Raw genomic sequence first — 25518 nt, forward strand, 5'->3', positions numbered from 1 at the left:
ATGAGGACAGCCTCGCGATCACGGGCTGTCCTCTATGTCGGGAGACATCCGTCCTCTATGTCAATGAACCACAGACCTCCGCCACCGCCGAGTCAGTGCAGGGTCGGCGCGTAGCGCAGCACCGCGCCGACGCCGTCGGCCGGAAAGATCCGTTCGTCGGTGCGCACCAGCGACGCCCCGACCGAAACCGCGAACATCGGCAGCGCCTCGTCGGCGCGCAGGGTCTTGTCGGGAGCGGCGCCCTGCTCGGACAGCACGTTCTCGTTGGGCGCGACCGTCGTCAGGCCCTCGTCGGCGACGACGGTGGCGTCCCCGACCTCCCCGATGATCAATGTCTCGACCGCGCCCTGGCGCAGCGCCGAGCAGACGGGGCCCAATCCCTCGGCGGCCAGACCCGATTCGCGGCCGATCTCGGCGCTGAAGCGCTCCGCTGCGGCATCGATCGCCCGCAGCTGACGGTTGACGAACTCGTCCTCGATGGCGTGCTCGATCTCGCCGAAGTCGTGACCGCTGTGCCGCGCGCCGACCTCGAGCGCGACCGCGCGGTCACGCAACCGTTCCGGCAGCGCCGCCAGCAGGTCCGAGCGCGACCGCACCTCGCCGACGACGAAGATCACCTCGATGCCCTTGTCGTCGACGAGCTCGCCGACGCGGTCGGCGACGGCGCGGATGTTCTTGCGGGCCGCCTCCTCGGTGCGCAATTGTGGGTCGCCGTAGCCCGCGGTTTCGGCGCCGGCGGCCTTGTGCACCGGGTGGCCGCCGCCGTCGACGGTTTCCGAATGCAGCGTGCCCCCGATCTGGGTGGTGATGTCGGCGCCGCTGTGGTCGACGACGACGAGTACGTAGTCCGGGTGATCGAAGCTCTGCTCGAGAATCGGCAGGAGGTAAGGCAATTCGGACACGCGGACGACCGTCGTCGCCGCGGGCCGCGCCAAATGCTCGTTGATCACCACCCCGTCGGCGCTGGCGACCACCGCGCGCCCGCTGCGGCCGATCGGCGGACGCAGGTCCATGACCGCGGCCTCGATTTCGTCGATGATCGCTTGCCCGGCGCCCTTCCGCTCGAGCTCCTCGCGCGCCGCCCGCCATTTGAGTTCGAGCTGGGCCTCGGCGTCGTGGGTGTCGTGTGAGTCCTCGAAGTAGACCGAGGCGAACGGCCCCGGTGCGTTCAGCAGCTTGCGGAAGCGTCCAGAATCCATGCGTAGTTGGTTGCCCCAGCCGCTCGGGAGGCAAACCCTAGTAGCTCCGGTCGCCCTCGCTGTCGTCGAAGAAGTGCCATTCGCCGTCGCGCTCGACCTCCATGCGCCAGCCGAGTTCGTTGCCCTCGACCTGGTTGTCGGCGAACCACGCGTGCGCCTTGTCGGCGCTTTCGATGTCCTCGGTGGCGACGACCTCGCCCTTCGGGTTGAGCACTCGATATGTAGCCATGCGTGGCAGTGTTCCCACCGCCGCGCGGCCTCAACCGGCGCGAATCTCCGCGGCGATGGTGTCCATCAGGGCGGTGTAGCGGCGGGCTTCCGGGTCGCGGCCGGGCTTGCCGCTGCTGATCACGCCGGCGGCCATGTCGCGCTCAGGGTCGGCCCAGACGGCGATGTTGGTGAGGCCGAGATGGCCGAACGCGGCCGTCGCGCCCCGGCCGAACGGCCCGAACCGCTTCGTTCCCAGGATGAATCCGGTGCCCCAGCGAGCCGGCATCAGGCCGATCGCGAAATCTGGTCGCAGGCGGCGGCATTCGGCGGCCGCGCCCCGCATCGTTTCCGGGCTCATCACCCGCACGCCGTCGAGTTCGCCTCCGCGGCGCCAGATTTCGGCGAACCGGGACAGCTCGTCCGCGGTCGAAATGGTGTTGGACGACGGGACGATCGTGGTGAGGAACAGCGGGGTGTTCGTGTACGGGATGATCTCGTGCACGGTTCCGCCGATCGCCTTGCGGAAGATCTGGGCGACCACCGGCGGCAAGGTGCGGCCGGTGGGGTGGCTGGGCGCGACCAGCGGAACGTCTTGCTTGGCGACGCCGAAGTTGGTCCACCGGAAGCCCAGCGGGTCGAGGATCTCGGCCGCGAGGATCTCGCGAATCTCCTTGCCGGTGGCCGCGTAGATGATCTCGCGCATCAGCGGACCCCACGTCAGCGCGTGATACATGTGCACCAGCCCGGGGCGGTAAAGGGGCCGCAGTTCGCCCAGCTTCTGTTGCGCGTACTCGTGGTCGTCGGCGCGTTTGACGTCCGGCCGGGGCCCGGTGGGGAACGGCAGCCCGGCGCTGTGGGTCATCACGTGCCGAATCGTGATGCGGTCCTTGCCGTGGCTGGTGAAGGTGGGCAGGTATTCGCAGACCCGGTCGTCCAGCGAGAAGACGCCGCGCTCGGCGAGCATGTGCACGACGGTCGCGGTGATGCCCTTGGCCGCCGAGTACACGCAGAACGGCGTGTCCGTGGTGACGGGCACCTTCTCGGCGTCGGGCGGATCGGTGGGCGCGTTGCCCCAGCCGTGGCCGATCGCGCGGTTGAGCACGACGCGCCCGTGCTGGCGGACGCACACCTGGATCGCCGGGTGCATGCCGCCCTGGTACCAGTGCCGCGCGGCCCGCCAGATCCGTTCGACGGCCGCGGTGTCGATCTCGGAGTGGTCCTCCGCGCCGACGGCCGTCACGGAGTCCAGGTCGGCCGGGAGGCGGATTTTTCCGTCGGGAGTCACTTCAGCGAGAGTAGCCAAGGGCGCGCTACTCCCCGGTGAACTGCGGCGGACGCTTGGCGAACGTCGCCGAGATGCCCTCGGTCAGGTCCTTCGACGGCAGGAACGCGGCGTTCCAGGTCGCGACGTAGCGCAGGTTCTCCGACACGGCCGAGGTGCGTTGCTGGTCCAGGACGTCCTTGACGCCGTAGACGGCCAGCGGGGGGTTGGCGGCGATCTCGGCGGCCGTCGCGTGCGCGGCCGCCAGCGTCGCGTCGGCGTCCGCGAACACGTCGTTGACCAACCCGATCTTCTCCGCGCGCGCCGCGTCGATGTCCCGCCCCGTCAGCGCCAGTTCGCGCAGGTGGCCGTCGTTCAGGATCATCGGCAGCCGGGCCAGGCTGCCCATGTCCGCAACGATCGCGAGCTTGACCTCCCGCACCGAGAACTTGGCGTCGGCGCTGGCGTAGCGGATGTCGACCGCGGAGATCAGGTCGACGGCGCCGCCGATACACCAGCCCTGCACCGAGGCGATGGTCGGGGTGCGGCAGTCGGCGACAGCGTTGATCGCCTTCTGCATCCGCAGGATCTCGGCGTGGAAGTCGGTGCGGGGGCGGGCCATCGCTCCCTCGGCCATCAGCGGGGCGAACATGCCGCCCATCGCGGGCACGTCCAGGCCGTAGCTGAAGTTCTTGCCCGATCCGGTGATGACGATGGCGCGCACGTCGCGATCGGCGTCGAGCCCCGCGAACACCTCGGGCATCTCCGACCAGAACGCCGGCCCCATGGCGTTGCCCTTGCCCGGCCCGACCAGCGTCACCTGGGCGACGTGGTCTTTGGTTTCGATGGTGACGGATTCGTATGTTTCACCCATGTCGAGACCGTAGCGTGGCAAATATGCCTCCCGACTTGCGACCCGGACCGCATTCCCCGCCCACCGACGAGCTGCACAGCGCCGAGGACACGCTGGGCGTGCTGCAGCGAGTCCTGCATCCCATCGCGTCCGACGAGCTGACCCGGCGCACGCCGTGCCGGGAGTTCGACGTGACGGGGCTGACCGAGCACCTGCTGAACTCGATCAAGGGGCTCGGGGGCATGGTGGGCGCGGAAATCCCGGAGCGCGACGCGAGCGATTCGGTGGAGCGGCAGGTCGTCGCCGCGGCGCGCCCGGCCCTGGATGCGTGGCATCGTCACGGCCTGGACGGCACGGTGCCGTTCGGCAAAGGCGAGATGCCGGCTCGCGGCGCCTGCGGCATCCTGTCGCTCGAATTCCTGGTCCACGCGTGGGATTACGCCAGGGCGGTGGGGCACGACGTCGACGCCCCGGAACCGTTGGCCGAATACGTGTTGGGGCTGGCGCATCAAATCATCCGCCCGGAGCAACGGCGCACCGCCGGGTTCGACGAACCGGTCGACGTGCCCGCCGATGCCGGCGCCCTCGAGCGGCTGATCGCGTTCACCGGCCGCGACCCGGCCGCCTAGGCTGCCTTCGCCGAGCGTGTTCTCAGGGCGAGAATCCTCACGGATCTTCGCCGTCACGTCACGCTCGGCGACAGAGACGGTGCCTACACCCGCTCGAGGTAGAAGTAGTAGTACCGGCCGCCGTCCAGCACGCGCTTGCCGTTCATGATGCCCATCACCGCGTTGTCGTCGATCTTCTTGAAGTGGTCGTGCACGGGCTGGCCGTCGTAGACCATGGTCGCGGTGACTTCGCCGCGGAACTCCTCAAGCCACAGGCTGGCCTCGCCCTTGCCCATCTCCTTGTTCGAGAACTTGTTCCCGTCGGCGTCCAGGCACACCAGCGGCTGCACGTCGGCGCGCGACTTGAAGCTCTTTCCGAACCAGCCGGCCTTTTCCAACTGGCCGTTCATCTTGTGGCCGGTGACGAACTCGCCGCCCTTCCAGTCGCCGAGCATCTCGTCGATGGTCGCCGGCGGCAGCGTCGCCCAGAAGTCGTCGAGCTCGCCATCGGCGATGTCGCCGGCGCGTTCCTTGAATTCGGTGAACTGCTTGCGGGCCAGGCTCATTGGCTCTCCTTGATCCAATTGCGGGCAAATCGTAGCAGCGCGTCGTTTTCCTCCGGCGCCCCGATGGTGACCCGCACCCCGTCCGGCGCGAACGGGCGGACCACGATGCGCGCCTCGGCGGCCCGCGCCACGAAATCCTGTGTGCGCGTTCCCAGTGGCAGCCAGACGAAGTTGGCCTGCGACGGTGGCAGCGCGAACCCGGCGTCCCGCAAGCCGGCGGTGACGCGGGCACGCTCGGCGACCACGGCGTCGGTACGCGCGAGCAACTCGTCGGCGGCGTCGAGCGAGGCGATGGCGGCGGCCTGCGAGATGCTCGTCACCGCGAACGGCACATAGACCTGGTCCAGCGCGGTGATCAGCGCGGGGTGTCCGACCGCGTAGCCGACGCGCAGGCCCGCCAGCCCGTAGGCCTTCGAAAAGGTCCGCAGCACAACGACATTGCTGCGGCTGCGGGCCAGCTGCAGGCTGTCGGGCAGCATGCCGTCGCGGATGTACTCGACGTACGCCTCGTCGATGGCGATCAGGATGTGCGGCGGCACGGCCTCGACGAAACGGGCCAGCGCGTCGGGGTCGACGACCGTCGACGTCGGATTGTTGGGGTTGCACACGAAGATCAGCCGGGTGCGGTCGGTCACCGCGGCGAGCATCGCGTACAGGTCGAAGGTGTGGTCGGTCAAGGGCACCTTGACGGCGACGGCGCCGGCCACCTGAACCATGGGCGGGTAAAGCTCGAAGCTGTGCCAGCCCATCACCACCTCGTCGCCCGCGGCGGCGGTGATTTGGATGACCTGCTGGCACAGACTGACCGAACCGCAACTGACCGCCACCTGCTCGGGCGCGAAGTCCGCGGCGCTCGCCGAGCTGAGGTGCTTGGCCAGCGCCGCCTTGAGCTGCAGGTTGGCGCTGTCGGGATAGCGGTGAATGCTGTCGGTGGCCCGTTCGATCGCCGCGCGGACGCTGGGCAGCGGGCCGTGCACGGTCTCGTTGCTGGCCAGTTTGATCGAACCCGGCACCGTCTTGCCGGGGACGTAGACGGGAAGTCCCGCCAGCTCGGGTCGCAGGCGGGCGGTCACTTCGACAGCATATGTCGGTGCTGTGTACGCTATGCCTCCGGCGGTTCCGGGACGGCTGAAGGGGTTCGGGTACCCTCAGGAAGTCCGAAGGAGGCGTGCCAGAGCGGCCGAATGGGGCTCACTGCTAATGAGTTGTCCCCCTCAAAGGGGACCGGAGGTTCAAATCCTCTCGCCTCCGCCACGCGAGACAACTGAAGACAGGCGCCCGTAGCTCAACGGATAGAGCATCTGACTACGGATCAGAAGGTTGGGGGTTCGAATCCCTTCGGGCGCGCACACTTCCCCGGAGCGCGCAGCAACACCTTCGCGGCACGCTCGTCACTTCGTGCTTTCCAGGCGCTTCCCGTTGCCGTCCCCACCTTGTGAAAGACTGTGTGATCTGCACTGTGATCTGCACTGTGATTCCAGCTGTTGTGTAGACTGTGATATAGCATGGTTTCAGAAGGGTGGAGAAATGGCGATGACAGCAGCCGGAACTGCCTCCAGGCCTGACCTGAGCGCCTACAACGCGTCGATGATGATGGACACGGCCGAACTCGTGACCGCGCTGAGGGACTTGCTTGGGGCAAAACTGGTCGCCTACTTGGCAAGAGTCAAGGAAACCCGCGCCGTTCGGCAATGGGCCGAAGGCACTCGCGAAATCGCGAACCCGACTGATGCCGAGCGCCTGCGTGTCGCGTATCGCGCTGCCTGCATGGTCAACGAACGCGACAGCAAGAAGGTGGCCCAGGCGTGGTTCCAAGGACTTAACCCCTTCCTCGATGACCGTTCCCCGGCTCGGGTTTTGAGGGATGGGGACTTGGAAGCTGATGGTGCGCGCGTCATTGCCGCGGCACGGCAATTCTCAGCCGTCGGGTAATGACTCCCAGACCGGCGTCGCTGTCCACACCGTTTGGTCCAGTGCACTGTTCATGCCTTGAGCCCCAGGACGTATACCGCGTTGGCTACAAGCCGGAGCCTTGGAATTGGACCCCTTGGGAGTACGCCGACGAAGGCCGTTTCAGCGGCAGGTGGGACGATCCCGCGGGCATCTGGCGCACGCTCTATCTCGGATCGTCTGAATTGGCTTGCTACCTGGAGGTGCTCGCGCCCTTCCGCCCGGACGGGGAACTGGCCGCGGAGCTAGCTGAAATCGTCGAAGAGGAAGGTGACGAAGGGTCGGTGCCGCCCGGTGAGCTCGACCGTTCCTGGTGCGACGAAAGGCTGGTCTGTTCGGGAAGGTTTTCCGGGTCTTATGCTTTGCCGGCGCATCCCGAGACGCTATCCACGTTGAGAAAGCGCAGGGACTTTCTCCGGCTTGCAAAGGCTTGTGGCTGCAGCGACCTCGATGCTTCCGCGATTCGTGATGGGAAGCGCGAACTCACACAAGCGATTTCGGCGTGGATCTACACGAAGACCGGAACAGCAGGCCAACCCGCCGACGGCATCGAGTACCAATCGCGGCACGGTGACTACCTCCCGCTGTGGGCGGTCTATGAACGCGACACAGGCCACGCATGGCCGCCGCAGGTCACGGATCGCGACGCGCGGCCTATCACCCCAGACGACCCGTCGCTGCTGGAAGCTATGAGGCTGCACAACATCGAGTGGGACGAGGAGTGACGGCTCGGCGGCTCCCCGCCCGGCCCGACCGGTGGCGCTCGCTGTAGCCGAATCGTTCAGCCTTAGTTGGTTGTGGCCGCGGGTATTCGGCGATACCCTCCGGCGCATGATGACGAGCAGCTTTGGACAGACAATTGGTGGCGGCGCCGGCGGTCGTGTCGGTGGCGGCGCGGGTGGCCGCGTGGGCGGTGGCGCCGGCGGTCGCCTCGGCGGTGGCGCGGGTGGCCGCGTGGGCGGTGGCGCGGGCGGTCGCCTCGGTGGCGGTGCCGGCGGCCGCTAGCCGTTAGCGCCCCGGCTCAGACGATCGGGCCGGGCGGCGTTTCCTGGTCGGCTCCATCCTCCGAGCCGACCAGGTCCAGTTGCATCCACGCGACGTCGTGCCAGCGGCCGTGCTTCCATTCGACGCGCCGGTACAGCCCGGCCTGCTGGAACCCGAAGGAGCGATGGAAGCCGTTGCTGGCCTCGTTGGGTTGCGTGATGCCGGCGAGTGCCTGCCGGTAGCCGCGCTCGACGAGCCGGCGCAGTAGCCGTGTGTAGAGCGTGCGGCCTCCGCCGGCGCGCTGATGGTCGGGGTCGACGTAGATTCCGGTCTCGACCGACCATCGGTGGGACGGCATGCGATTGAGCGCGTGCCCGTAGGAGAAGCCGACGACCCGTTCGTCGCGTTCGAGGACGAGCCATTCGTGCTTCTCGCGGGCGGCGGCGATCCGCGCGGCCATCTCGGCTACGGTCGGGACTTCGAGTTCCCAACTGATCGCCGTGTCGAGAACGTAGGGGCGATAAATCGCAACGCACGCGGCCGCGTCGTGAGGGGTAGCCGGACGCACCACGCCGATCGATTGCATGCCAGCAGTCTTTCACCGTCAAAGCCGCAGGGCGGCTTCGGCTTTAAACCGGCGACCAGTCGTCCCAGGACTCGGCGAAGTCGAGAGTCGTCCGCGGGATCTGGGCTGAGGCGATGATCTCGCGGAAGTGGTCCTGCCAACCCCACCACATGCCGATGTGAAAGACGTACTGATACCAGCTGAGCTGGTAGCCGTCGGGCATCGCCTCGCCTTTGTTCTCGGGTGAGAACACGGCGACCGCCAGCAGGCCGATCACCGTCGAGGCGGGAAGCTGGATCTTCCCGGTTCGCCAGATCTGCACTCCCGCCGGGCGGGGCCCATGGGGGGTCAGTTCGAAACCCTCGGGCAGTTCGTCGTTGTGGCCGTGGCTCCAGCGGTGAACGCCGTGAAGGACGTCGGCGATGTCGGGACGGCCGTCGGGCATATCCGACTTCACCGCTATGGGAAAGCGGCTCTGCTCGAAGTCGATTCCCGGTGCCGCCATCACCTGAAAGATGTCCAGCGAGTCCCGGATCGTGCGCCTGAACCGGGTCGCGACGCCCTGCTGCGGATAGCGCTTCTTCGAGGTTCCATCGACCGCGTTGCAGGCGTGCAGCATCGCCGCGTCCCACTCGCGGTGTTCCCAATGGTCGAGCGAGCGCCTGACCGAATCCCCGACGTCCACGGATGGAGGCTATCCGCCCAGCCCCGAACGTGTCCCGATTATGGGCGCGGTTGGAACGGTCGACGCGGCGGGATGGTCACGGTCTGGGTCACCGTGCTGGTTTCGGTGCTCGGAGAAACGGTGACGGTGCTCGGCGGGACGGTCGTCGTCGGAGTGTCGGTGCTCGGGGTTTCGGTGTCGGTGCTCGCGGGCGGGGCCGTCTCGGTGACGGTCTGCGTCGGTGCGCCGCCGCCCCCGTGGTGGCGCGGCGGCTCCGTGGTGGTGGTCACCGCTGGAGCGCTCGTGGTGGTCGGAGCGGGCGTGGTCGTGGTGGTGGGAGCCGGCGACGGCGATCCGGCGACCAGCTTGACGACCGCGTACGCCGCGAGGCCGAGCAGAATCGCGCCGATCGCGCCGGCCGCGATGAGCGCCGCCGGGCGGCGATACCAGGGTGTCGGGGGCTCGGGCGGCTGGTTCGCCGGTTCGTCGTAATAACCGCCGTAAGCGGCCTGGGTCGGCTCGGAGTAGAAGTCGGGGTTCTCGGGGTAGGGCGGCACGAAGGGAGATGTTAGTGCGTCAGGATTCGCTGCCGATAAGCGTCAGCGCCCGCTGGAACAGGTGCACCGTGCCGGCGTGGAGCTGGTCGCCGACCTCCTTTTCGGCCTTGCCCGCGCAGGCCCGGGCCAGCGTTCCCTCGATCACGATGCCGAGCTTGAAGCAGGCCAGCACCGTGTACCAGGTGATGTTCGACAAATCGCGGGTGGTGTTGGCGGCATACCGATGGAACAGGTCGTCGGTGCTGGCCAGCCCCTCCTGCCCGCCCAGGGCGTGGCTGAACACGCTGGACCCGTCGGCCTGGCGCCACGTCGCGAGCAACCAGCCCAGGTCCAGCAGCGGGTCACCGATCGTGCACATCTCCCAGTCCACGATGGCGACCACCTCGGGCCCGGTGCGGGAAAACATGACGTTGGCGGCGTGGTAGTCGCCGTGCATGATTCCGGGGGTCCACGTTTTCGGTCGGCTTCGCTCCAGCCACGCGGAGACTTCCTCGATGCCCGGGATGTCGGGCCCGGGGTAGCCGTCGTACTCGCTGTAGGAGTCCAGCTCGGAAAGCCAGCGCGGCACCTGACGCTCCAGGAAGCCGTCCGGCTTGCCGAAGTCGGCCAGGCCGACGGCGACGTGGTCGACGGCGCCGAGCTTGGCCAGCGCGTCCGCCATCGACAGGCCCATCCGGTAGCGCACGCTCGGATCGCCGGCGTGCAGCGGCGGCAGCCCCTCCCCGGCGTTGAACCCGTCGACCGGCTCCATCAGGTAGAAGACGGCGTCGCCGAGCACGTCGGTGTCGTCGCACGTGGCGATCAGGTGCGGGTGCGGCACATCGGAGCCGGCCAGCGCCGCAAGGACTTTCGTCTCCCGCAGGATCACGCTGTTGCTGCGCGGGCGCAGGTGTCGCGGCCCACGCCGCAGCACGTACGGTCGACCGGCCCGGGTGAATCGCAGCATGACGTTCTGCGTTCCGCCGGTGACGTTGGCGACGTCCTCGAGCGGACCCTCACCGAGCCCCTGCTCGGACATCCATGCCGCTACGGCGTCGAGATCGACGGGCTCCACGTTCAGCCTTTGGGCCGCGGGGTGTAGCGAACGGTCTGGGCCCAGATCATGCCGTCGCGAAACACGAAGGTATCGACGCCGTCGTCGACCCGGTTGAGCGCCGAATCGGCGGCCCACTCGAGGAACAGCACGTCGCCTTCGAAGACCTGGTTCTTGAGGTCCCACGCCGCGTCGGGCAGATCGTCGAGCAACTTCGCGAAGACCCCGCGGATGCCGTCCCTGCCGCGCGCGACGCCGGCCGGGGTGATGAGCAGGGAATCCTCGGCATAGTCCCCGACGATCTCGTCCAGGTCGCCTGCGCCGAGCGCCTGCCCGTGGTGGGCGAATATCTCCTGCGGCGTGCGGGTCATGGGAAGAAGCGTAGGTCACCGCCGGCGGGCGGCCGGGACCGCCGGATCCCTGGAACAATAGTGTGGGCAACTAACGAACTTCGGGCCTGGAAGGGATACCGCGATGCCGCGTACCGACAACGATTCCTGGGACATCACCCAAAGCGTGGGAGCGACCGCGCTGGGCGTCGCCGCGGCGCGTGCCGCCGAGACCGAGAGCGAGAACCCACTCATCAACGACCCGTTCGCGCGCGTGTTCGTCGACGCGGCGGGAGAGGGCATGTGGAGCATCTACGCCGACCCCAAGCTGCTGGCGAAGGCGGTCGAGCTGGAACCAGAGGTGCGGAGCAGAATCCAGCTGATGATCGACTTCATGGCAACGCGCACAGCGTTTTTCGACGAGTACTTCATGGGCGCGGCCGACGCCGGCGTCCGCCAGGTGGTGATCCTGGCGGCCGGCCTGGATGCGCGCACCTGGCGGCTGCCCTGGCCCGACGGCACCGTCGTGCACGAGCTGGACCAGCCCAAGGTGCTGGAATTCAAGTCCAACACGTTGCGTGAGCACGGCGCGCACCCGAATGCGCAGCTAGTGAACGTGGCGATCGATCTGCGCCAGGATTGGCCAAAGGCATTGCAGGAGGCGGGATTCGACGCGTCGCGACCTGCGGTCTGGTCGGCCGAGGGCCTCGTCCGCTACCTGCCGGCCCAGGCCCAGGACCTGCTGTTCGAGCGCATCCACGCGCTCAGCGCCCAGGGCAGTTGGCTCGCGTCCAACGTCCCCGGTCCCGGCTTCACCGACCCCGAGCTCGTTCGGCGACAGCGCGAGGACATGCAGCGCATGCGGGCCGCGGCCGCCAGGCTGGTCGACACCGAGATCACCGACTTCGACGACCTCTGGTACCCGGAGGAACGCACGCCGGTCGACGGCTGGCTGCGCGAGCACGGCTGGGACGTGTCGACGGCAACCTTTGCGGAGCTGATGGCGCGCTACGGCCGCAGCGTTCCGGAAGGCACCGAACACGTGATGCCGCCGACGTTGTATGTGTCGGCGCAGCGGCGAGCGGGCTGAGAGCAACCAACCCTATTGGGCCGCGGCCTGTTTCGACGCCTGCAGGCCTTGCACGTCTTGCTTGATCGCCGCGATCGCGTCGACCGGTGTCAGGTCCTGGCCCTGGTCGTTCTGACCGAGCTGTGGCCAGCCCGCGCCGTCGGGCCCCCGCAGCTGGTCCCAGATGTCGCGGACCTTGCTCAACAGTTCGGCCTGTTCGTCGTCGGTGAGCGCCATCAACCATCCTCCGTTCTTAGTGATGCCGCACGCGGCGGCAAAGGCTTGCGGTGTCAGCCCGTCGGCGGAGTTCATGTCGCAATGACCGAACGGTGGACACCCCTGCGGCAGGTTGGGGCTGAAGCCCGTGCCATCGGTGTACTGGTGCGCGACTTGACCCGGAAGGTTCGGGTTGGACCCGTAGCCGGCCGCGATGACGCGCAAGCCCGCGGGCCGCGTCCGCCACATGTTGGAGAAGTCATAAGCGTTGGCGTATCCGATGATCCGCGCGGGATCCCCGGCGTAGTCGGCCAGGTTCCAGTACAGGCTGTTGATCCAGCTTGAGCCGTCGCCGGGCGGGTTGCCGCCGGCTTCGACGTCGAGCATGAGCGCGACCCGCGGGTGCAATCCGCCGCCGGCCTCGATCATCGCGCGCACGGCGTTGGCATTCTCCAGCCAGTTCGGCCGCACGTAGGTGTAGACGATCCCGAACGTCAGGCGACCACTGTCCAACGCACCGCGCATCCATGCGTAGTTGGCGGCGAAGTTGTGATCTCGATAGGCGCCGTCGCAGACGCGGATGGAAAGAACCCGGTACGGGTAGGAATCATCCACGGGCACTTGGAATTCGGAGACGTCGGCGAACAGGGTGTCGGTCACGGCGCCGCTCCTCGGCAGCCCCGCTGGGAGCAACCCATCTCAATCCCCCTTTACCGCAACCTCACTCGCCATGCTACCGAGCGCGGTAATCTCGCGGTTATGGCTGATCGGCCGGCCCGGGTGAGCGACGTGCATCGGATCGCCGCGTCGATGCCACACGTCAAGCGCTTGGAGGGCCCGAAGGGCAACTCCATCTATCAGGTGGGCGGAAAGTCGTTCGTGTTCTTCCGCACTCCCCAGCCCGACGCCACGGATCCGGACACCGGCGAACGCTATGCCGACGTGATCATGCTCTGGGTGGAATCGGAAAGCGACAAGCTCGCGCTCGTCCAGGATCCCGCGTCGCCGTTCTTCACCACAAGCCATTTCGACGGGCATCCCTCGGTGCTGGTTCGGGCCGGCCGGTTGGCAGAGATCACGACCACGGAACTGGCCGAGCTGGTCCAGGACGCGTGGCTTTCACGCGCGTCGAAGAGGCGCGCGGAGGCCTGGCTCGCGGAGCATTCCTAAGTTCGGGGCGCGGAAAGCGTCGGCTGCGAGCACGTTTAGACATGGGTCCAACGGGTAACGCTAGGCGCACGAGAATTTTCTCGAACACAACGGAGGTCACCATGGGTGGTCGCGGAGTGATCGGCGGGATTGTCCTGATCTGGTTGCTCATCGGAGTCTTCGCGGCGTACCAGCGCGACTACTTCAAAGGTGGGGCAACAAACTGTGTCACGGCGGGAAACATCGCGTTGACGGTTGTCGCCGGTCCCCTGAATTACGCGGGTGTCAATCCCAAAGTCAAGGATTGTCATGTCCCGCAGCCAAGTTCAATGCCCAGTGGTCTGCAAGTGGTCTAGAAACGGCCTAGGACCCGTCACAAAAGGAAGTTGTCATGATCATCCTCGGCGTAGTGCTACTCATTCTCGGGTTTGTGTTTAGCCTCCCGTTGTTGTGGGAGATCGGTATCGTCGTGCTCGTCATCGGCGCGGTGCTGTGGATCATGGGATCCGTCGGCCGGCCGGTCGCCGGCAGGCGGTACTGGTATTAGGCATCCGCCGGAATACCGGATCGCGTGACTGCTCGCCAGTCACGCGATCTTTTCACAGGACACACAAAGGAACGGCATAGCCTCGGCTCAGTCGGACGCGGATACTGGAAGCTGTGACGCAGTCCCGAGCCTCGGTAGAGCGGGTTGTCATGTGCCGTGCGGACGGCAACCCGATCAATGTTCTTGTCGTCGACGACGAAGCGGTGCTGGCCGAAATGGTCTCCATGGCGCTGCGATACGAGGGCTGGACCATCTCCACCGCGGGCGACGGCTCATCGGCCATCGCCGCGGCCCGGGCCCAGCGGCCCGACGTGGTCGTTCTCGACGTGATGCTGCCGGACATGAGTGGCCTGGACGTGCTGCACAAGCTGCGTGAGGACAATCCGCAGCTCCCGGTGCTGCTGCTGACGGCCAAGGACGCGGTGGAAGACCGCATCGCGGGCCTGACGGCGGGCGGCGACGACTATGTCACTAAACCCTTCAGCATCGAAGAGGTGGTGCTGCGGCTCCGGGCGCTTCTTCGACGCACCGGGGTGACGACCGTGGACAGCGGGGCGCAGCTGGTGGTGGGGGACCTGGTGCTGGACGAGGACAGTCACGAGGTGACCCGCGCGGGCGAACCAATCTCGTTGACCTCCACCGAGTTCGAGCTATTGCGGTTCATGATGCGCAACTCCAAGCGGGTGCTGAGCAAGGCCCAAATCCTGGACCGGGTGTGGAGTTACGACTTCGGCGGGCGATCGAACATCGTCGAGCTCTACATTTCCTACCTGCGCAAGAAGATCGACAACGGTCGTGAACCCATGATCCACACGCTGCGCGGCGCGGGCTATGTCCTCAAGCCCGCCCGCTAGGACGCGGCGGGTCTGGTCACTTCGGCTCCGGCTGCTGGTCGGCCAGATCGTCGTGCTCGCCGTGGTCTGCGTCGGCATCACCGCGGCGACCGAACTGGCGTTGCTGCACCACCTGGTCGCGCAGCTCGACGGGCAACTCGCCGGAACTTCGTACCGCTCGGCGTTGATGTATCCCGAACCGAAGCGCCCGGGCTGGCGGCACGAGTCGCACTTCTATCCGAGACCGGGCCCCGGCCCGCGGTTCCTCGATGCCCCGGGCCAGCCGGCCGGCATGGTCGCCGCGGTGATCACCGACGGCAAGATCGTCGACGCGGGATACCTGACCAGCGACGGCGCGCGGGCCTCGTTGACCCCGGCCGCGCAAACGCAACTGGAACACATCGCGGGCGGCCGCAAGCCGGTGACGGTCGACCTCGACGGACTCGGTCGATACCGCGTCGTCGCCGCCCCGAGCCGCAGCGGCGGGGACATCATCGTCACCGGCTTGTCGATGTCGAACATCGACGCCACCATGATCCGGATGCTGGTCATCCTCGGGATCGTCACGGTGATCGCGCTGGTCGCCGCGACCAGTGCCGGCGTCATCATCATCCGGCGGGCGCTGGCCCCGCTGCGCCGGGTCGCCCAAACCGCAAGCGAGGTCGTCGAACTCCCGTTGGACCGGGGCGAGGTCGAGTTGCCGGTGCGGGTAGCCGAGTCCGACGCGAACCCGTCCACCGAGGTCGGTCAGCTCGGGTCGGCGCTGAACCGGATGCTGGACCACATCGCGGCCGCGCTGTCGGCGCGGCAGGCCAGCGAGACCCGGGTTCGCCAGTTCGTCGCCGACGCCAGCCACGAACTGCGCACGCCGCTGGCCGCGATCCGCGGCTACACCGAGCTCACCCAGCGCATGGGTGATGACCGCGAGGCGGTCGCACACGCGATGAGCCGGGTGGCGTCGGAGACCGAGCGGATCACGCGGCTCGTCGAGGACCTGCTGTTGCTCGCGCGCTTGGACTCCGGCCGGCCGCTGGAACGCCAGGCGGTGGACCTGTCGCGGCTGGCGGTCGACGCCGTCAGCGACGCCCACGTCGCCGGGCCGGAACACCAGTGGGAGCTGGACCTGCCCGAGGAGCCGGTGGTCGTCACCGGTGACGCGGCGCGCCTGCAGCAGGTGCTGACCAACCTGCTCGCCAATGCGCGCGTGCACACCGCGCCCGGCACCGTCGTGACGACCCGGTTGAGCACCGAGCCCACGCAGACTGTGCTGCAGGTGATCGACAACGGCCCGGGCATCCCCGCGGGGCTGCAGTCCGAGGTGTTCGAGCGGTTCGCCCGCGGCGATTCCTCACGCTCGCGCAAGGGCGGCAGCACCGGGCTGGGGCTGGCGATCGTCTCCGCGGTCGTCAAGGCGCACAACGGGACGATCACGGTGGACAGCGCGCCCGGTCACACCGAGTTCACGGTGCGGTTGCCACTCAACGGGTGGCAACCGCCCGCATCACTGAGTTAGGAGCAAGTCACGTCGATTTCGAACGGCTTGTTCACCGGTTGCATCGGGTTGGCCATGTCGACCCCGGTGGCGGTGCCGGTGACCTTGTAGCTGTTGCCGTTCTTGGTCGCCGAGGCGTTGCCCTGGCCGGAACCCTGCGCGTACGCGAGCGTCACGCCGTTGACGTTGCCGAGCCCGACGGACTTCACCGTGTTGTCACCGCTGAGCACGACGGAGATGCCGGTCGCCGCACCACCTACCGCGATGGTCGTGTTGCCGCCGACCGTCGTGCACACGACGGAACCGGTCACGTTCTGGTTCTTGCCGTCGATGGTCACCGTCGGCGCCGCCGCGCCGCTTCCGGGGGTGGCAACCGCAACCGACGTGCCGTTCGCACTACCGCCCGTGCTCGACTTGTTGCTCGAACACCCGGAAATGCCCGCGGCCAGAATCGCCGCTCCGGCTACCGCCACAGTCAGTCCACGCTTCACCTGTTCTCCTTTGCCCGAATTGTTGCGGTCCTCGGCATTGAGAACCGTCAAGGCAGTATGCGGGTTTGCCGGGCCGCAGAAAAGAGGTTCGGGGAAATTGTTTCGCTCTGGTTAACCAGCCAGCTCCGCAGGCGTCTTCCGCGGAAGGGCGCCTTGGTGGCACTGTGTTGCCGTGGACCACAAGCACCCGGCCGCCGTCATCGAGTCGGCCCATCGCGAACACGCCCTGCCGTTTGATGACACGCGCGACTTCGAGAACGCCGATCGCGGCTTCATTGCGGCCTTGTCGCCGTGCGTCATCAAGGCCGCCGACGGCCGGGTGGTGTGGGACAACGACGCCTACTCCTTCCTCGGGGGTGACGCGCCGACGTCCGTGCACCCGAGCCTGTGGCGCCAGTCGACCCTGTGCGCCAAGCAAGGCCTGTACGAGGTGGTGCCGGGCATCTACCAGGTCCGTGGCCTGGACATCTCGAACGTCACCTTCGTCGAGGGCGACACCGGCGTCATCGTCATCGACCCGCTGATATCCACCGAGGTCGCCGGGGCGGCGCTGACGCTGTACCGCACCCACCGCGGCGGAGACCGCCCCGTCGTCGCGGTGATCTACACCCACAGCCACGTCGATCACTTCGGCGGCGTGCTGGGCGTCACCTCGCAGTCCGACGTGGACAGCGGCTCGGTGGCGGTGCTTGCCCCGGATGGCTTCACCGCGCACGCGGTCCAGGAGAACGTCTATGCGGGGCCGGCGATGACGCGCCGTGCGACCTACATGTACGGCTCCATGCTGGCGCGCGGACCGCAGGGCCACGTGGGTTGCGGGCTGGGTCAGGCCGCGTCCACCGGCGAGGTCGGCATCATCGTGCCGACCATCGACATCCGCGAAACCGGCGAGAAGCACACCATCGACGGCGTGGAGATCGAGTTCCAGATGGCGCCGGGGACCGAGGCGCCGGCCGAAATGCACTTCTACTTTCCTCGGTTCCGCGCGCTGTGCATGGCCGAGAACGCCACCCACAACCTGCACAACCTGCTGACCCTGCGCGGCGCGCTGGTGCGTGACCCGCACGCCTGGTCGGGCTACCTCACCGAGGCCATCGACACGTTCGCGGATCGCGCCGACGTGGTGTTCGCCTCCCACCACTGGCCCACCTGGGGCCGCGAGGCCATCGTCGAATTCCTTTCGCTGCAACGCGATCTGTACGCCTACCTGCACGACCAGACGCTGCGGCTGCTCAACCATGGCTATACCGGCGCCGAGATCGCCGAGGCGTTTCGGATGCCGCCCGCGCTGGAGCGCGCGTGGCACACCCACGGGTATTACGGCTCGGTCAGCCACAACGTGAAGGCGGTCTACCAGCGCTACATGGGATGGTTCGACGGCAACCCCGCGCGGCTGTGGCCCCATCCGCCGGAGGCGATCGCCCCCCGTTACGTCGAAGCGATGGGCGGCACCGACCGGGTCGTCGAGCTCGCCCAAGCGGCGTTCGACGCCGGTGACTTCCGTTGGGCGGCAACACTGCTCGATCACACCGTCTTCACCGACAGCCAACATGCGGGCGCCCGTGCGTTGTACGCCGACACGCTGGAACAGCTGGCCTACGGCGCCGAGAACGCGACGTGGCGAAACTTCTTCCTGAGCGGTGCCGCCGAACTTCGCGACGGCAACTTCGGCACCGCGGTCCAAGTCGCTTCTCCGACAATGCTTTCTCAGCTGACGCCCGAGCAGATCTTCGACAGCCTCGCCATCGCGGTCAACGGCCCGCGTAGCTGGGACCTCGACATCGCCCTCGACATCGCCTTCGCCGACGCGGGTGTCAACTACCGGCTGGCCCTGCGCAACGGCGTGCTCGTGTACCGCCGGGTGGCGGCCGACCCGGCGACGGCGACCGTTACGGTCAAGGCGGACAGCAAGTTACGGTTGCTGGCGGCCGCGGCGGGTGACTTCACCTCGCCGGGCCTGGACGTTTCGGGCGACCAGGCGGCGCTGCAGGCTTTCCTGGGTGCGCTCGACCGGCCCGACCCGGCCTTCAACATTGTCACGCCGTAGTGCTCAGCCGACGTCGATGACGACCTTGCCCAGCACCTTTCGGTCGGCCACATGCCGTAACGCGGCCGCGGTCTCGGCCAGGGGGAACCGTGCCCCGATGTAGGGCCGGATGGTGCCGGCGGCGAACATCCGATCCAGCTCTCGCATGTCGCGCGCGGCGTCGTCGGGCCGGTCGGCCATGAAGGTGCGGATCTCCATGCCGCGGATGGTGATTCCCTTGAGCAGGACCAGGTTCAGCGGGATGGAGGGAATGGCGCCCGAGGCGTAGCCGAGGGTGATGAAGCTGCCGCCGCGGGCCAGGGCCCGCAGCGCGGGCTCCGCGTAAGGTCCGCCGACGGGATCGAGGACCACCCGGGCGGCATCACCGGTGAGCTCGCGGATGCGCGTCTTGAGGTCTTCGCGGCCATAGTCGACGGTCGCCTCGGCGCCGCGCTGCCGGCACAGCTCGAGCTTTTCGGGGCTGGACGCGGCCGCCAGCACCCGGGCCCCCATGGCCACCGCCAGGGCGACGGCCGCCAGCCCCACGCCGCCGGCGGCGCCCAGCACGATCACCCAATCGCCCCGTGCGACTTTGGCAATCGAGCGCAGCGCGTGGTACGCGGTGCGGTAGGTGACGCCGAACGCCGCGGCCGACGCGAAGTCGACGCCGTCGGGCATGAGCGCGGCCGATCCCGAATCGAGCAGCGCCCGCTCGGCGAACGCGCCGGTCGGGGTGGTCGCGAAGACCCGCTGGCCGGGACGAAACGGGCTGCCGTCGCCGACCGCGACCACCTCGCCGGCTAGCTCGCTGCCCGGGACGAACGGAACCGGAATCTTGACCTGATACTTGCCGGCGATCAACAGCACGTCGGGGAAGTTGACCGCCGCGGCGTGCACCCGAACCACCAGCTGGCCCGGCCCGGGGACGGGGTCGGGAAGGTCCTCGGCGACCAGGTCCTCCGGTGCGCCGTACGAACGGCAGACGGCGGCGCGCATCACCCGATCCCCAAGCCACGCAAGCAGAACCGGACCACGTGCGCGATGTCGTCGCGACCCGGCCGGTCGGCCGACCCCACGTAGCGCCGCATCGTCGCTGCCGTGCAGCAGAACACCGCCTCGACGTCGCGGTCGACGTCGGCGCTGCCCAGCTCGGTGATCGGGTCGATCAGCAGATCCCGCAGGGGGCCCATCATTTCCTGGTCGACGGCGCGCCAGTTGGCGGGTGACATCTGACCGGCGGCCGCACGGCTCTTGCGGATCAGCTGCGGGTCGGCGACCTGCGCCAGCGTGCCCTCGATCCAGCGCGCGATCTGGTCCTGCGGCTTGGATTCCTTGGCCATCTGGTGCTGCAGGTAGGACACGACGATGGCCACGCCGCGTTCCATGACCGCCAGGATGAGGTCATCCTTGCCGGCGAAATACCGGTAGAACGCCTTGTTCGACGAGCCGGCCTCAGCGACGATGTCGCTGACCCTCGGCTCCTCAGGCGCGACGCGTTCCATCACCCGCACCGCCGCTGCCAGGATGCGTTCGACCTCCTCGGTCGCCCCGCGCTGGCGGTCGTCCAGGGCGCGCTCGACGGCCGCGGTGACCCTGCTACTGGTCAACGAGTTCACCGTATTTGGCACGGGCCGCCTCGAGCCGGACGTCCAGCATCTCGCTCGGCCAGTCGCCCTCTTCGGCCTCGTAACCCTTGAGCAGCATCCGCGCCAGGTTGACCTTGTGCGCCTCGGTGGGGCCGTCGGCCAGGCCGAGCGCGATGCCGCCGAGCAGCACGTTGACCAGTGGCAGCTGGTCGGTGAGACCGAGGGCGCCGTGGACCTGAATCGCGCGCAGCGCAATCGATTTGAGCACCTGCGACGCCAGGATCTTGCAGGCGGCGATCTCGGCGCGGGCGGCGCGCTCGTCGCCGTTGTCGATCAGCCAGGCGGCGTGCAGGACGGTCAGCCGGAACGGTATCAACTCGGTATAGGAGTCCGCGACGAACTCCTGCACCAATTGCTTGTCGGCCAGCGAGCTGCCCTGGGTGAAGCGGCTTTTCGCGCGCCGCGACATCATCTCGACGGCCCGTTGCGCCATCCCGATCGAGCGCATCGCGTGATGCAGCCGCCCGCCGGCCAGCCGGGTCTGCAAGATCAGGAAGCCCTGACCGGGTTCGCCGAGCAACGCGTCGGAGGGCACGCGCACCCCCTCGTAACGGACCAGGGAATGTCCGGGCTCGTGCGGGTCGGCGCCGACGAGGTGGTGGGTCGCTTCAACGTTCAGGCCGGGGGTGCCGGCCGGGATCAGGAACGTCGAGGCGCCCTGGTGGACGGGCACGTCGGGGTCGGTGATCGCGACGACGATGAAAAACGAGGCGACGGAGGCGTTGGAGGAGAAGTACTTTCGCCCGGTGATGATCCAATCGTCGCCGTCGCGGACGGCTCGTGTGGTGAAGACGCGCGGGTCCGCGCCGCCCTGGGGCTCGGTCATCGAGAAGCAGGAAAAGATCTCCCCGGACAGCAGCCCGGCCAGGTAGCGGTCCTTTTGGTCCTGGGTGCCGAAGCGGGCGATGATCTCCGCGTTGCCGGTGTCGGGCGCCTGCGTCCCGAACACGATCGGCGCCCAGGGGCTGCGCCCGAGGATCTCGTTGATCAGCGTCAGCTTGACCGCGCCGAACCCCTGCCCGCCCAGCTCCGGCCCCAAATGCGGTGCCCAGAGGCCATTGTCGCGGACTTGCTGCTTGAGCGGATCGACGATCCGGCGCCGCTCGTCGTTGAGTGGCAGGAATTCGCAGCCGGGGAACAGCACCTCGAGAGGTTCGACCTCCTCGCGCACGAACTCGCGGATCCAGGTCAGCTTTTTCTCGAATTCCGGTTCGGTGGAAAAGTCCCAGGACATGCGAATGCTCCTATCTGCTACGGAATCCCGCCGTCTGACCGCAGGATCGAACCGGTGGTGAAGCTGGACGCGTCGGAAGCCAGGAACAGGGCGGCGCCGACGATCTCGCGCGGGTCGCCCGCGCGCTTCAACGAGAGGTGGCCGAAATTGTTGCCGTCGCCCAGATCCCAGGCCTTGCTGACGTCGGTCAGGTAGGGCCCGGCCATCAGCGTGTTGACGCGCACCGCCGGCCCGAAGGCCTGCGCCAGTCCCTCGGTCATGGCGTTGAGCCCGGCCTTGGCGGCGGCGTACGGGATGATCCCGCCGTTGGGGCGAAGCGACCCGGTGGAGCTCACGTTGATGATGGATCCGCGGCCGGCGGCCACCATGCGCTCGCCCACCAACGCCGATAACCGGAAGGGCCCCTTGAGGTTCAGGTTGACGACCGCGTCGAAGAGCTTCTCGGTGACGTTGCTCAACTTGTCGTACAGCGGCGACATGCCCGCGTTGTTGATCAGGGTGTCGATTTTGCCGAACCGCTCATAGGTCGCGTCGACCAGGCCGTCGAGTTGGTCCCAGCGCCCCACGTGCACCTGATAGGGCATGGCGGAGCGGCCGGTCTCGGACTCGATCTCCTTGGCGGTGGACACGCAGTTGTCCATGTTGCGGCTAGCGATCACCACGTCGGCGCCGCAACGGGCGACGGCGAACGCCATCTCGCGGCCCAGTCCGCGGCTGCCGCCGGTGATCAGCACAACGTGATCGGTGAGGTCGAAAAGCTGGTCCGCGTAGCCCATTTCAGCGGGCCCCGGCGAGCTCGGCTGCGGTGGCGATGAGCCGCGGGATCATCTCCCCGAAGGTCTCGGTGATCTTGGGGTCGACTTTTCCGGTCTTGACCCCCGCCGCGTAGGTCTTCTCCAGCACGATGCCGAGCTTCCAATTGGCCAGCACCAGGTAATAGTCGATGTTCTCGGTGGACAGCCCGCTGACGTTCTCGTAGTGCTCGAGCAATTCGCTGCGCGTCGGCATGCCGCGCATGTCCAGGTAGAACCCGCCGGTGCTGGGCTCCTCGCCGTCGTAGCCCAGCAGCGCCCACGCGAGATCCAGCAGCGGATCGCCGACCGTCGTCATCTCCCAGTCCACGATCGCGGCCAGCCGCGCCGGCGCCCCGCGCGCGAACATCACGTTGGCGAACTGGTAGTCGCCGTGCATGATGCCCGGCTTGTAGTGGGCGGGCCGGTTATTGCGCAGCCAGTCGGCGGCCTCGTGCAGCCCCGGAAGCTCGCGCACCTTGTAGGCGTCGAGGAACTTCAGCCAGCGATCGACCTGTCGTTCGTGGAATCCGTCCGGGCGCCCGAAGCCCTCGAGGCCCTGCGCGCGCCAATCCACCCGGCCCAGCTTGGCGGCGCCCTCGACGAGTTGGAACGCCAACCCGCGGCGCGCCGCCAGGTCGGTGTCGAACGGCGCCTGCCACCCGCCGTCCATCGGGCTCCACCCGTCGATCGCCTGCATCACGTAGAACGGCATGCCGAGCACGGTGCCGGTGTCGTCGGCGGCGATCAGCGCCGCGTGTGGCACGTCGGTGCCCGACAGCGCGCGGACGAGGCGGATCTCGCGGAGCAAGCCGTCGATGCGGGCCGCGTCGGCGCGGGCGCCCGGCATCCGCAACACCATCCGCTCGCCGCCGCGTTCGATCAGGTACAGGGTGTTCTGCGAGCCGCCCTTGAGCTGTTCCAGCACCGGTTCCTCGCCGGCGCCCGGCGCGTCGTTCGCATCCAGCCAACGGCCAATAACTGCCGGGTCCAGTTGGGTTTCGCTGACACTTGTCATAGGCTGCACACCCCAATCTCCTCACGGAGAATAGCATTCTCCGTGAGCGGCGGGAAGCCCGCGGCTAGCCGCCGAAGCTGTTATCAGGACTTGTGCGCGCTCAGCAGGAAGCCCGCCGCCATGAAATGGCCCTCGCCGTCGTGTTCGACGTCGGGCAGGTCAGCGGAAGCCGCGAGCGCGCCGGCGTTGCCGTAGAGCTTGGCGGGGCGGAGGTCATCGACTTGCCAGAGCTCAGCGACGGCGTCGTGCAACTCGGTCTCGGTGAAGCCGCGCGGGCCGGGCCGGTCGGGACTCTGCGGACCCAAGGCACCGGCGGCGAACGCCAGGATGTACAGCGCGGCCCCCGGCGCGGCGGCCCGAAAGATCGCGTGCAGGTAGTCCTGGCGGCTCTCGGGCGGCAGCGCGTGGAACAGCCCGCTGTCCAGGATCGTGGCGAAGCGGCCGTCATAGCCCCGGAAGCTGGTGACGTCGGCCTGCGCGAAAGTCGCTGTCGTCAGGCCTCGTTCGGCGGCCGCGGCGGCCGCGGCCTCGACCGCGGTAGCGCTGGCGTCCAGGCCCACGACGGTGTAGCCGCGCGCGGCGAGGGCGAGCGACAGGGCGGCATGGCCGCAGCCGGAGTCCAGGACGTCGCTGCGGATCTTGCCCTCATCGATGAGCGCCGCCAGCTCGGGCTGCGGCCGACCGATGCTCCACGGCGGCGGTGTCTCCTGCCGGTATGCGGCGTCCCAATCCATCTGCGGCTGGGTCATCTCTCCTCCTCGAGGTCGGTGTCGCGGGGCGCGATGAGAAACTGGGCGCTGCCCACCATCCGACGACGGGAACAAACATGCAAGTGTTGCTGGTTCGGCATGCGCTACCGCTGCGCAGCGAACACGGCGAGGGCTCCGACCCGGACCTGTCCGAGCAGGGGTGGGAGCAGGTCGAGCGGCTGCCCGACGCACTCGCCCGGTTCCCCATCGCGCGGGTGGTGAGCAGCCCCCAGCGGCGCGCCATCCAGACCGCCGAACCCGTTGCGGCCGCCCGCCGGTTGCAGGTCGAGATCGACGACCGATTCGCCGAATACGACCGCGATCTTCCGGTCTACATCCCCGTCGAGCAGATCAAAGCGGAACGACCCGAGGAGTGGGCCCGCCTGGCCGAGGGGCATCTGCCCAGCGCGGTCGACGAGGACGCGTTTCGGGCGCGCGTCCGCGCGGGGCTCGACGACCTCGTCGCCGCCGCCGACCCCGAGGACACGGTCGCGGTGTTCAGCCATGGCGGCGTCATCAACGTCCTGCTGCACGAGATCCTCGGCACGAGGCGGCTGTTGTCCTTTCCCGTCGACTACGCGTCGGTGACCCGGCTGCTGTTCTCGCGGACCGGTCAGGCGACGGTGGCCGGGGTCAACACGGTCGAACACGTGTGGGACCTCTTGCCGCGAAACCAGCGGTGGTGAAGGTGACCGACATCAGCGGTGGTAAACAAGTTCGAGTGACTTCAGTTGACCGACTCGACGGGCTCGACCTGGCCTCGCTGGACCGGTACCTGCGTTCGCTGGGGATAGGCCGCGCCGGCGAGCTGCGCGGCGAGTTCATCTCCGGTGGCCGCTCGAATCTGACGTTCCGGGTGTACGACGACGCGACCAGCTGGCTGGTGCGGCGCCCGCCGCTGCACGGGCTGACACCGTCGGCCCACGACATGGCCCGCGAATACAAAGTCGTCGCCGCGCTGCAGGACACGCCGGTTCCGGTGGCGCGCACGATCGCCCTGTGCGAGGACGACTCGGTGCTGGGAGCCCCGTTTCAGATCGTCGAATTCGTTGCGGGCCAGGTGGTGCGCCGGCGCGCGCAGCTCGAAGCGTTCAGCCACACCGTCATCGACGCCTGCGTCGACTCGTTGATCCGGGTGCTCGTCGATCTGCACAGCGTCGACCCGAATGCCGTGGGACTGGCCGACTTTGGCAAGCCCAGCGGTTACCTGGAGCGCCAGGTGCGACGCTGGGGTTCGCAATGGGAGCTGGTGCGGCTGCCCGACGACCACCGCGACGCCGACGTCGAACGACTGCATTCGGGCCTGAGTCAATCGATTCCGCGGCAGAGCCGGACCTCGATCGTGCACGGCGACTACCGGATCGACAACACCATCCTCGACGCCGACGACCCCACCACGGTCCGCGCGGTCGTGGACTGGGAGCTCTCCACCCTCGGCGACCCGCTGTCCGACGCCGCCCTGATGTGCGTCTACCGCG

32 protein-coding genes and 2 tRNA genes are annotated in these 25518 nt (G+C 68.0%); 15 read left to right on the forward strand and 19 right to left on the reverse strand.

Features of this window, described 5'->3' with window-relative positions:
* Positions 1–92: 92 nt before the first annotated feature.
* From A5655_RS15170 to A5655_RS15185, 4 genes are read right to left on the reverse strand one after another with little or no spacing between them, the layout of a single operon-like run.
* Complete coding sequence (locus tag A5655_RS15170; protein ID WP_067011305.1) at positions 93–1199, reverse strand: hypothetical protein; 1107 nt, start codon at positions 1197–1199, stop codon at positions 93–95.
* Between the two features lie 37 nt (positions 1200–1236).
* Positions 1237–1428: a hypothetical protein gene (locus A5655_RS15175; RefSeq protein WP_067011306.1), complete on the reverse strand. Its 192-nt coding sequence runs from the start codon at positions 1426–1428 to the stop codon at positions 1237–1239.
* 30 nt (positions 1429–1458) lie between these two features.
* The gene (gene lipE, locus A5655_RS15180) at positions 1459–2694 is read right to left on the reverse strand and encodes a lipase LipE (protein ID WP_067011307.1); all 1236 of its coding nucleotides are present in this window, start codon (positions 2692–2694) and stop codon (positions 1459–1461) included.
* 25 nt (positions 2695–2719) lie between these two features.
* Positions 2720–3544 (reverse strand): crotonase/enoyl-CoA hydratase family protein, encoded by an 825-nt coding sequence (locus tag A5655_RS15185; RefSeq protein WP_067011308.1) that lies wholly within the window; start codon positions 3542–3544, stop codon positions 2720–2722.
* Between the two features lie 23 nt (positions 3545–3567).
* Here A5655_RS15185 and A5655_RS15190 point away from each other — a divergent pair, with 23 nt between their 5' ends.
* Complete coding sequence (locus A5655_RS15190; RefSeq protein WP_197508707.1) at positions 3568–4152, forward strand: TIGR03086 family metal-binding protein; 585 nt, start codon at positions 3568–3570, stop codon at positions 4150–4152.
* Between the two features lie 83 nt (positions 4153–4235).
* On the opposite strand, the gene A5655_RS15195 is transcribed toward A5655_RS15190, so the two are convergent.
* Entirely contained in the window at positions 4236–4697 is a 462-nt protein-coding gene (locus A5655_RS15195) for a DUF4334 domain-containing protein (RefSeq protein ID WP_067011310.1), read from the reverse strand.
* Positions 4694–5770 (reverse strand): histidinol-phosphate transaminase, encoded by a 1077-nt coding sequence (hisC, locus tag A5655_RS15200; protein WP_067011311.1) that lies wholly within the window; start codon positions 5768–5770, stop codon positions 4694–4696. Before hisC ends, A5655_RS15195 begins: the two co-directional genes overlap by 4 nt.
* Before the next feature lie 89 nt (positions 5771–5859).
* On the opposite strand from hisC, the gene A5655_RS15205 reads away from it, so the two are divergent.
* The 5 genes from A5655_RS15205 (at position 5860) to A5655_RS27905 (ending at position 7659) form a co-directional block, all read left to right on the forward strand.
* Positions 5860–5951 (forward strand) — tRNA-Ser (locus A5655_RS15205).
* 20 nt (positions 5952–5971) lie between these two features.
* Positions 5972–6044, forward strand: a tRNA-Arg gene (locus A5655_RS15210).
* A 186-nt stretch (positions 6045–6230) separates the two neighbouring features.
* Complete coding sequence (locus tag A5655_RS15215; protein WP_067011331.1) at positions 6231–6629, forward strand: hypothetical protein; 399 nt, start codon at positions 6231–6233, stop codon at positions 6627–6629.
* Between the two features lie 41 nt (positions 6630–6670).
* The gene (locus tag A5655_RS15220; RefSeq protein WP_197508708.1) at positions 6671–7372 is read left to right on the forward strand and encodes an RES domain-containing protein; all 702 of its coding nucleotides are present in this window, start codon (positions 6671–6673) and stop codon (positions 7370–7372) included.
* Positions 7373–7494: 122 nt separating this feature from the next.
* Positions 7495–7659 carry a hypothetical protein gene (locus tag A5655_RS27905; RefSeq protein ID WP_197508709.1) on the forward strand — a complete coding sequence of 55 codons (165 nt, stop codon included), beginning with the start codon at positions 7495–7497 and terminating at the stop codon, positions 7657–7659.
* Between the two features lie 9 nt (positions 7660–7668).
* On the opposite strand, the gene A5655_RS15225 is transcribed toward A5655_RS27905, so the two are convergent.
* From A5655_RS15225 to A5655_RS15245, 5 genes are read right to left on the reverse strand one after another with little or no spacing between them, the layout of a single operon-like run.
* On the reverse strand, positions 7669–8217 hold the full coding sequence (locus tag A5655_RS15225; RefSeq protein ID WP_067011313.1) for a GNAT family N-acetyltransferase: 549 nt from the start codon (positions 8215–8217) through the stop codon (positions 7669–7671).
* 43 nt (positions 8218–8260) lie between these two features.
* On the reverse strand, positions 8261–8881 hold the full coding sequence (locus tag A5655_RS15230) for a hypothetical protein (protein WP_067011314.1): 621 nt from the start codon (positions 8879–8881) through the stop codon (positions 8261–8263).
* 38 nt (positions 8882–8919) lie between these two features.
* Positions 8920–9417, reverse strand: a complete 498-nt coding sequence (locus A5655_RS29380; RefSeq protein ID WP_082978673.1) for a hypothetical protein — start codon at positions 9415–9417, stop codon at positions 8920–8922.
* Between the two features lie 19 nt (positions 9418–9436).
* A complete protein-coding gene (locus A5655_RS15240; RefSeq protein WP_369807218.1) occupies positions 9437–10435 on the reverse strand; it encodes a phosphotransferase family protein in 999 nt (332 codons plus the stop codon).
* 38 nt (positions 10436–10473) lie between these two features.
* Complete coding sequence (locus A5655_RS15245; protein ID WP_067011317.1) at positions 10474–10821, reverse strand: nuclear transport factor 2 family protein; 348 nt, start codon at positions 10819–10821, stop codon at positions 10474–10476.
* Between the two features lie 103 nt (positions 10822–10924).
* On the opposite strand from A5655_RS15245, the gene A5655_RS15250 reads away from it, so the two are divergent.
* Entirely contained in the window at positions 10925–11869 is a 945-nt protein-coding gene (locus A5655_RS15250) for a class I SAM-dependent methyltransferase (protein ID WP_067011318.1), read from the forward strand.
* 12 nt (positions 11870–11881) lie between these two features.
* On the opposite strand, the gene A5655_RS15255 is transcribed toward A5655_RS15250, so the two are convergent.
* Positions 11882–12724 (reverse strand): hypothetical protein, encoded by an 843-nt coding sequence (locus tag A5655_RS15255; protein WP_067011319.1) that lies wholly within the window; start codon positions 12722–12724, stop codon positions 11882–11884.
* 99 nt (positions 12725–12823) lie between these two features.
* Here A5655_RS15255 and A5655_RS15260 point away from each other — a divergent pair, with 99 nt between their 5' ends.
* The 5 genes from A5655_RS15260 to A5655_RS15270 all read left to right on the forward strand — a co-directional run bounded on the left by A5655_RS15260 (position 12824) and on the right by A5655_RS15270 (position 16106).
* Entirely contained in the window at positions 12824–13234 is a 411-nt protein-coding gene (locus tag A5655_RS15260; RefSeq protein WP_067011320.1) for an MmcQ/YjbR family DNA-binding protein, read from the forward strand.
* Positions 13235–13335: 101 nt separating this feature from the next.
* Positions 13336–13569, forward strand: a complete 234-nt coding sequence (locus A5655_RS27185; RefSeq protein ID WP_082978674.1) for a hypothetical protein — start codon at positions 13336–13338, stop codon at positions 13567–13569.
* Between the two features lie 92 nt (positions 13570–13661).
* The gene (locus A5655_RS29385; protein ID WP_369807219.1) at positions 13662–13760 is read left to right on the forward strand and encodes a DUF6131 family protein; all 99 of its coding nucleotides are present in this window, start codon (positions 13662–13664) and stop codon (positions 13758–13760) included.
* A gap of 149 nt (positions 13761–13909) precedes the next feature.
* Positions 13910–14614: a two-component system response regulator TcrX gene (gene tcrX / locus A5655_RS15265; RefSeq protein WP_067011321.1), complete on the forward strand. Its 705-nt coding sequence runs from the start codon at positions 13910–13912 to the stop codon at positions 14612–14614.
* Positions 14592–16106, forward strand: coding sequence for a cell wall metabolism sensor histidine kinase WalK (locus A5655_RS15270; RefSeq protein WP_067011322.1), 1515 nt, complete (start codon positions 14592–14594; stop codon positions 16104–16106). Before tcrX ends, A5655_RS15270 begins: the two co-directional genes overlap by 23 nt.
* Here A5655_RS15270 and A5655_RS15275 read toward each other — a convergent pair.
* Positions 16103–16576 carry a lipoprotein LpqH gene (locus tag A5655_RS15275; protein WP_067011332.1) on the reverse strand — a complete coding sequence of 158 codons (474 nt, stop codon included), beginning with the start codon at positions 16574–16576 and terminating at the stop codon, positions 16103–16105. The genes A5655_RS15270 and A5655_RS15275 overlap by 4 nt on opposite strands.
* 172 nt (positions 16577–16748) lie before the next feature.
* On the opposite strand from A5655_RS15275, the gene A5655_RS15280 reads away from it, so the two are divergent.
* A complete protein-coding gene (locus tag A5655_RS15280) occupies positions 16749–18623 on the forward strand; it encodes an alkyl/aryl-sulfatase (RefSeq protein WP_067011323.1) in 1875 nt (624 codons plus the stop codon).
* Between the two features lie 3 nt (positions 18624–18626).
* On the opposite strand, the gene A5655_RS15285 is transcribed toward A5655_RS15280, so the two are convergent.
* The 6 genes from A5655_RS15285 to A5655_RS15310 all read right to left on the reverse strand — a co-directional run bounded on the left by A5655_RS15285 (position 18627) and on the right by A5655_RS15310 (position 24040).
* Positions 18627–19598: an NADPH:quinone oxidoreductase family protein gene (locus tag A5655_RS15285; RefSeq protein ID WP_067011324.1), complete on the reverse strand. Its 972-nt coding sequence runs from the start codon at positions 19596–19598 to the stop codon at positions 18627–18629.
* Positions 19598–20218: a TetR/AcrR family transcriptional regulator gene (locus tag A5655_RS15290; protein WP_067011325.1), complete on the reverse strand. Its 621-nt coding sequence runs from the start codon at positions 20216–20218 to the stop codon at positions 19598–19600. Before A5655_RS15290 ends, A5655_RS15285 begins: the two co-directional genes overlap by 1 nt.
* On the reverse strand, positions 20199–21482 hold the full coding sequence (locus A5655_RS15295) for an acyl-CoA dehydrogenase family protein (RefSeq protein ID WP_067011326.1): 1284 nt from the start codon (positions 21480–21482) through the stop codon (positions 20199–20201). The genes A5655_RS15290 and A5655_RS15295 overlap by 20 nt, the downstream gene beginning before the upstream one ends.
* Before the next feature lie 17 nt (positions 21483–21499).
* Positions 21500–22258 (reverse strand): SDR family NAD(P)-dependent oxidoreductase, encoded by a 759-nt coding sequence (locus A5655_RS15300; RefSeq protein ID WP_067011327.1) that lies wholly within the window; start codon positions 22256–22258, stop codon positions 21500–21502.
* 1 nt (position 22259) lies between these two features.
* On the reverse strand, positions 22260–23291 hold the full coding sequence (locus A5655_RS15305; protein WP_067011328.1) for a phosphotransferase family protein: 1032 nt from the start codon (positions 23289–23291) through the stop codon (positions 22260–22262).
* 83 nt (positions 23292–23374) lie between these two features.
* The gene (locus A5655_RS15310) at positions 23375–24040 is read right to left on the reverse strand and encodes a class I SAM-dependent methyltransferase (protein ID WP_067011329.1); all 666 of its coding nucleotides are present in this window, start codon (positions 24038–24040) and stop codon (positions 23375–23377) included.
* 77 nt (positions 24041–24117) lie between these two features.
* Between A5655_RS15310 and A5655_RS15315 the strand changes: the two genes are divergently transcribed.
* Together A5655_RS15315 and A5655_RS15320 are read left to right on the forward strand one after the other, a co-directional pair.
* Positions 24118–24726, forward strand: a complete 609-nt coding sequence (locus A5655_RS15315) for a histidine phosphatase family protein (protein ID WP_067011330.1) — start codon at positions 24118–24120, stop codon at positions 24724–24726.
* A gap of 35 nt (positions 24727–24761) precedes the next feature.
* Positions 24762–25518, forward strand: a 757-nt coding sequence (locus A5655_RS15320) for a phosphotransferase family protein (RefSeq protein ID WP_067011333.1), incomplete at its 3' end; no start/stop codon positions are given.

This window comes from Mycobacterium sp. 1081908.1, from assembly GCF_001673535.1.
Classification (GTDB): domain Bacteria; phylum Actinomycetota; class Actinomycetes; order Mycobacteriales; family Mycobacteriaceae; genus Mycobacterium.